Below are 6,101 nucleotides of genomic sequence, written 5' to 3'. Positions count from 1 at the left end.
ACAATATTCACAGTATGAACAAAAAGAAAAGTCCGTCCCAAAAGAAAAAGAACTACTATTAACAATAACATGAAAACCGGACATTCTTGCTTTGCTAGAAACAGGACATTTTTGCCTTGCAATAACAGTAGAAATAAAGTTTCTTGACTAATATGAAGGATTTGTGTTATTCTGTTTTCTAATTTTGAATAAGTTATAATTATAATATTGAGGAGGTAGTGAAATGGCAGGGGTTGATCTTCTCTGGTTAGCGCCGGTAGGCTCGATAACCGCGCTCTTATTTGCGGCGTATCTGGCATTTTATATCATGAAGCAGGATGAGGGCAATGACAGGATGAAAGAGATTGCCCAGGCAGTAAGGGTAGGTGCCAAGGCCTATCTTAAACGGCAATACTTAGGGGTATCGATTTTCTTTTTCGTAGTTTTTTTTATCCTCCTGGTGCTCGCTATAAATAAGTATTTGGCTATCTTTGTGCCTTTTGCCTTTTTGACCGGCGGTTTCTTTTCCGGGCTCTCCGGATTCATCGGGATGAGCATCGCTACCCAGTCTTCAAGCCGGACCAGCGCTGCGGCAATGAAGAGTTTGAATTCAGGGCTGCGCGTGGCATTCTCCAGCGGCGCAGTCATGGGCCTGACCGTAGTGGGTTTGGGGTTGTTGGATTTATCCATCTGGTATTTTTTTCTGAATGCTTATTATAGTAGTTACGCTATCCCGGCATGGTTACCGCAAGGCCTCTATCCTTACCTAAAATGGTTTTTCCAGGCGCATACTTTACCCGTCGGCACAGATAAGATTACCGCTATTACTTCTACTATGCTTTGTTTCGGTATGGGCGCCAGCTCTCAAGCACTCTTTGCCAGGGTTGGAGGCGGCATCTTTACCAAAGCAGCGGATGTGGGCGCTGACCTGGTGGGTAAAGTAGAAGCGGGAATCCCCGAAGATGATCCGCGTAATCCCGCGGTTATAGCGGACAATGTAGGCGATAATGTAGGCGATGTGGCAGGGATGGGTGCTGACCTTTATGAGTCCTACGTCGGTTCAATCGTAGCCACTTCTGCTTTAGGCGTGGCTGCGGGCTTAGGAGTGGCTGGCGTTACTGTACCTATGGTAATGGCAGCAGTGGGCGTAGTTGCTTCGATTATCGGGACGTTCTTCGTAAGGAGCCAGGAGCAGGCAAGCCAGAGAGTTTTATTAGCGGCTTTAAGAAAAGGCGTATTTGCCAGTTCCATATTAGTGGCAATTATATCTTATTTTTTGGTGAAGTATACCTTAGGATGCCAGCATCTGGGGATCTATTGGTCGGTCCTATCCGGATTGGTTGCGGGCGTATTGATCGGGCTCTCTACGGAGTATTTTACCTCCAGCCATTTTAAACCTACGCAATCAATCGCTGATGCTGCCTTGACCGGGCCGGCAACCGTAATTATCGGCGGTATCTCCGTAGGCATGATGTCAACTGCTATACCGGTTATCGTGGTAGGGATTGCTATATTGACCAGCTATTTCTTATCCGGAGGCGCGGCAAATTTTAATTCCGGGCTCTACGGCGTGGCTATCTCTGCGGTGGGTATGCTTTCTACGTTAGGTATAACCCTGGCTACTGATGCCTATGGGCCGGTAGCGGATAATGCCGGCGGTAACGCCCAGATGGCTAATCTGGACCCGCAAGTAAGAAAAAGGACGGATGCTTTGGATGCCTTAGGTAATACTACCGCTGCGACAGGAAAAGGATTTGCCATTGGCTCAGCCGCCTTAACCGCCTTAGCTTTAATTGCCGCTTATCGCGACCAGATAGCCCTATACGGTAAAGAGATGAACTTGAGCATGATGAACCCCAATATCCTGGTAGGCTTATTTCTTGGAGGGATGCTGCCGTTTTTATTCTGTTCTATGACTATGCGCGCGGTAGGCAGGGCAGCGGGTAAAATCGTAGTAGAGGTGCGCAGGCAATTCAAGGAGATAACCGGCCTGATGGAAGGTAAAGCTAAGCCGGATTATGCGCGTTGCGTGGATATAGCTACTGCAGCCGCGCAGAAAGAGATGATCATACCCTCGCTTATGGCCATAATTGTTCCTATTGCCGTGGGGCTTTTTGTGGGCATTGAAGCAGAAGTAGGGCTTTTGACCGGCGCGACCGTATCCGGTTTTGTCCTGGCAATAATGATGGCTAATTCCGGAGGCGCCTGGGATAATGCCAAGAAATATATAGAAGAAGGCCATCACGGCGGAAAAGGCTCTCTGGCGCATAAGGCAGGGGTTGTCGGCGATACCGTTGGCGACCCTTTTAAGGATACTTCCGGCCCCAGCCTGAATATCCTGATTAAACTTATGTCTATGGTCTCTATTGTTTTTGCTTCCTTTATTATCTCCCATACCCTCTTCAAATAAATTTTTGCACCAGGTGCGAAACTAATCGGGCACCTGGTGCAAACTTAAGATTGTACCTGTCCCCCCCCAAGTTCTAATTACTAAAAAAGATTGATAAAGGGGAATATTTAGTGGTATAATTTTACCACTATGGATGATCTAGAGTTTGTCCAAAAGTGTGCCAAAGGGGACAAACGCGCCTGGGATGAATTCATAGATAAGTATTCCCGCCTGATATATAACTATATACACAGCGTTTTAAAAATCCAGGGTTCTAGCTTTACGCAGGAAAACCTTAACGATATCTTTCAGGAAATAATCCTCTCCTTAGTCAAAGATAATTTTAGAAAATTAAGCAGTTTTAAAGCCAGAAATGGCGCAAGCCTCGCCAGCTGGTTAAGACAAGTTACGGTTAATTTTACCATTAGTTACACGCGCCGGCTTAAGTCAGTTATCTCTATTGATGAGGAAGACGATAAGGGCTTTAGCCTTACAGAGATACTTTCTTCTAATTCTCCGTCTGCAGCTGATACCTACAATCAACAGGAGAGGCTGGTGCACCTTAAAGACTGCATTGATAAACTGGAGAATAATGATAAATATTTCTTGGAGCTACATATCCATAGGGGGTTAAACCTCGAAGAACTAAGGGCCTATTTTAAAGTCTCTCGCGGGGCCATAGATATGCGTAAGTCGCGGATTTTAGAACGGTTAAGAGAGTGTTTTAGAGACAAAGGTTTTATGTTAGATTGCTGAAGTATTTGCGTCTATTATAGCAGGAGAGGGTTTAAAAATGGCAGATCGATTAGAGAGATTAATTAAGGCAGTTTATAAGAGATGGAGATCCGGTCACGTCAGGGTTCATGACACGCATCCTGATGAGGAGGCTTGGGCCTGTTTTCTGGAAGGAAGGCTAGGCCAGCAAGAAAGCCGGGATTTAGAAGAACATTTGCTCAGTTGCGATATCTGTGCCGAGGCCTTTGCTATTCAGCTGAGGCTAGGGCCCGAGCAGGGTAAAAACGTGCCTAAAGAATTGTTGGAACGTATGAAAAATTTAGTTATCGGGCAAGGTAAGGCCCCTATTTTAGAGATTTGTATTGCCTTTAAAGAAAAGGCGTTAGAGATAATCCATACTACCGGAGATATACTGGTGGGCCAGGAATTTGTGCCTGCGCCCGTATTGCGCAGCCGTCAGATAAAAGATTTTAAAGACGAAGTGACCATATTAAAGGATTTTAAGAATATTAGGGTAGAGTTAAAATTAGAAAGGAAGGTGGGTGAGGTTTTTGATTTGAGCGTTTTTGTAAAAGATAAGCAAACCCATCGCGTCATAAAAGATTTAAGGGTTACCCTCTTCAAAGAAGATCTGGAACTAGAGTCCTACCTTAGCGATTCCGAAAAGGTGATTTTCGAGCATGTATTAGCGGGCAAATATACCATTGAGATATCTAATCCCGAAAGCAAAATCGCCTCCGTATTATTGGATATAAAAAAATAATAACAGATGGAAGAATCGAATGCCCTGGTTTTAGAGATATCGCGGCAAGAAGAGACGCTGGCGATGAGCATTTTTGAACAAAAAGAGCTTGCCTCGACCTTAAGGCATTATAGCCAGCTAGCCGTATCCTTTCCCGAAATAGATAAATTATGCCAGGAAATGATAGCTATATTGAATAAAGCTACCCCAGGAGGTATTTTAGAGTCCGATGCCCTGCAAAACCTTAGGAAAATAGGCCAGCTACTCTGGGACCAGTTGCTTACGAGGATAGTTAAAGACAGATTAAAGTCCACGATCATTAAGGATTTAATCCTTTCCATAGATGAAAAATTAGTCCATATTCCCTGGGAACTCTTATACGACGCAGAAAATTTCCTGTGCCTCAAATTTAATTTAGGCAGGTTAATCCGGACCAAGGATGAAATACGCCTGCCGCAATACCGAAGCCACATGGGTACTCCCAGGATGTTGATACTGGCTAACCCTACCAATGACCTAAGGTCCGCGTATCTAGAGGGCGTGTATATCAAAAATCAGTTTGACCGCAGAAGAAACGAGATTAGCATCAATTTTAAATCTACCTCTATCGATACGCTCTATGTAAAGAAAAATCTGCGCGATTATGATATCGTGCATTTTGCCGGACACTGCGAATATGATACGGATAACCAGAAAAATATGGGATGGTTGTTAAACGACGGGAAGTTTACGCCTTCGGATATCCTTAAGCTGGCGCAGAGTTCGCCTTTGCCGAGTCTGATTTTTTCCAATGCCTGCCATTCTGCAAGGGCCGCATCCGGTTTAACGGATGCAGATTATCAAGAGAAAAATTACAGCTTGGCCTCGGCATTTTTATTTTCCGGCGTGCGGCATTATATCGGCACCACGCGCAAGATCGAAGACCCCGTAAGCCTGATATTTGCCAAGGAATTCTATACCCAGTTAATTAGGGGCTCCTGCGTAGGAGAATGCGTGCGCCTGGGGCGCCTAAAATTAATCAAAGAATATGGCATTGCCGGCGTATCCTGGATGAGTTATCTTCTCTACGGAAATCCCAGCTTTATATTATTTAAACCTAAGCATAAACCGCAGGCGCTAAAGTTTAAAAGAAAGGCCTCTTTATATAAAAAACCGGCTTTAGCGATTGCCTCAGTAGCCCTTATAGTATCTCTTTGCATACCTTTATATGCCTGGCTGCCGACCATAAATCCCAATACTTACCTTTCTTTTGCTAAATCGCATAAATTGTATCTTAAAGGCGATAACCAGAAAGTTATTTTACTCTGCGGACAAATCATTGAAAAGGAGCCACTTTTTCTGCAGGCTTATCCTCTTTTAGCAGATACTTATCAGAGGCAAGGCGATAGGGAGAAGGCGCTTAAATATTATTTTGATTATGCCCTTTATAGTGAAAAGAAGAATAATAAAAAACATCTCTCTTGTGCTTATATCGGGATCGGCTGGATTTATCACCTGCAGGGAGAATATTCTAAGGCGTTTGATTTCTATAATAAAGCTATCCGCCTAAGCAGCGAAGGCGGGGACAAGCTGAATGAAGCAATCGCCCTTAGGAAACTGGCGGTCTGGTACATCGATAAGGAGGATAATGATAAGGCCCTGGAATTATTAATGAAGAGTTCGGAAATCAACCGGGAGAGGAAATATCTGTATGAGCATAGGTATAATTTAGCCTGCGATTATTTCGATATAGGGCTGGTTTTTACTAATAAGGATGATTTTGCCGCAGCCAGGGATTTTTATCATAAGGGCCTGAAGCTATTCGAAAAATTAAAATTAAAAGGAGAGCTGAGCGATTATTATTTTAACCTGGGTGAGATATATGCCTTTGAGAAACAATACCAAAAGGCCATAGCTTATTACTTTAAAGGGTTAGCAATTGATCAGAGGCAGCAGAATAAACCCAATATCGCCGGTGATTATGGCATGATCGGCGAATTATATATGGAGATGGATAATTTTGCTGATGCCGAAAGGTTTCTTAAGCAATCGGTTTTAGCCGGCAAAGAAATAAACGCGCGCCCGGAACTTGCTTCTGCTTTTTACAGCCTGGGGGTTTTATACGAAAAAAGGGGCCGGAGGAATAAAGCCAAAGACTATCTCCGGCAGGCCCAGGAGATTTATGGGCAGATGGGTACGCCTGAATACCAGGAAATAAAGGAGAAACTCTCGGAATTCGATAATCCCAGCACCAACTAGGCCCGCCGTTAAAAAAAT

The 6,101-nt window shown here is 44.1% G+C and carries 4 protein-coding genes; all 4 read left to right on the top strand.

All coding sequences use genetic code 11. The features are described from left to right. Window positions 1–223 precede the first annotated feature (223 nt). The 4 genes from PHV44_01915 to PHV44_01900 all read left to right on the top strand — a co-directional run bounded on the left by PHV44_01915 (window position 224) and on the right by PHV44_01900 (window position 6,083). Window positions 224–2,389, top strand: a complete 2,166-nt coding sequence (locus tag PHV44_01915) for a sodium-translocating pyrophosphatase (GenBank protein ID MDD5592042.1) — start codon at window positions 224–226, stop codon at window positions 2,387–2,389. 129 nt (window positions 2,390–2,518) lie between these two features. Beyond that, window positions 2,519–3,124 carry an RNA polymerase sigma factor gene (locus tag PHV44_01910; protein MDD5592041.1) on the top strand — a complete coding sequence of 202 codons (606 nt, stop codon included), beginning with the start codon at window positions 2,519–2,521 and terminating at the stop codon, window positions 3,122–3,124. Window positions 3,125–3,161: 37 nt separating this feature from the next. Next, a complete protein-coding gene (locus tag PHV44_01905) occupies window positions 3,162–3,866 on the top strand; it encodes a hypothetical protein (GenBank protein ID MDD5592040.1) in 705 nt (234 codons plus the stop codon). A 6-nt stretch (window positions 3,867–3,872) separates the two neighbouring features. Then, on the top strand, window positions 3,873–6,083 hold the full coding sequence (locus PHV44_01900; GenBank protein ID MDD5592039.1) for a tetratricopeptide repeat protein: 2,211 nt from the start codon (window positions 3,873–3,875) through the stop codon (window positions 6,081–6,083). The last annotated feature ends 18 nt before the right edge of the window (window positions 6,084–6,101 follow it).

It is taken from the genome of Candidatus Omnitrophota bacterium, assembly GCA_028717245.1.
GTDB lineage: Bacteria > Omnitrophota > Gorgyraeia > Gygaellales > Profunditerraquicolaceae > JAGUYA01.
The sequence above is the reverse complement of the archived record's forward strand: the minus strand, read 5'-3'. Positions and strand labels throughout refer to the sequence as shown.